This is a genomic window from Bacillus sp. SIMBA_154 (assembly GCF_046536015.1).
Taxonomy (GTDB): domain Bacteria; phylum Bacillota; class Bacilli; order Bacillales; family Bacillaceae; genus Bacillus; species Bacillus pumilus_P.
This window is the reverse complement of the sequence record NZ_JAWJBV010000457.1, coordinates 1-253: the sequence shown is the minus strand read 5'-3', so window position 1 is coordinate 253 and position 253 is coordinate 1. Positions and strand designations below refer to the sequence as shown.

The 253-nt window shown below is 54.2% G+C and carries 1 protein-coding gene; it reads right to left on the bottom strand.

Going from position 1 to position 253, the window contains the following annotated elements:
* Positions 1 to 236, bottom strand: a 236-nt coding sequence (locus R0K30_RS22760; protein ID WP_410613208.1) for a 2-keto-3-deoxygluconate permease, incomplete at its 3' end; no start/stop codon positions are given.
* Positions 237 to 253: the final 17 nt, after the last annotated feature.

The following is a 253-nucleotide window of genomic DNA, read 5'->3' as shown; positions in this document are numbered from 1 at the left end:
GTGAAAAACGGACCGTCGGTGAGCGCAATGATAGGGAATGTTCCACGATCAGTCTTATTCCCAAACTCCGTAGTCAGCGCGGCAAATAGGCCACCATTTGAATTGATCATGGCAGCAATGATTGCGATCGGCGTAAGAGTCCATAGCGTGCCATCTGGCGCAAAGAATCCGACCGCCAATCCCACGGCTACACCAGCGGCGATTTTCCCTAGGAGAATCGCGAATCCCTTCTGCAGGACTGGGCCAGTCGACC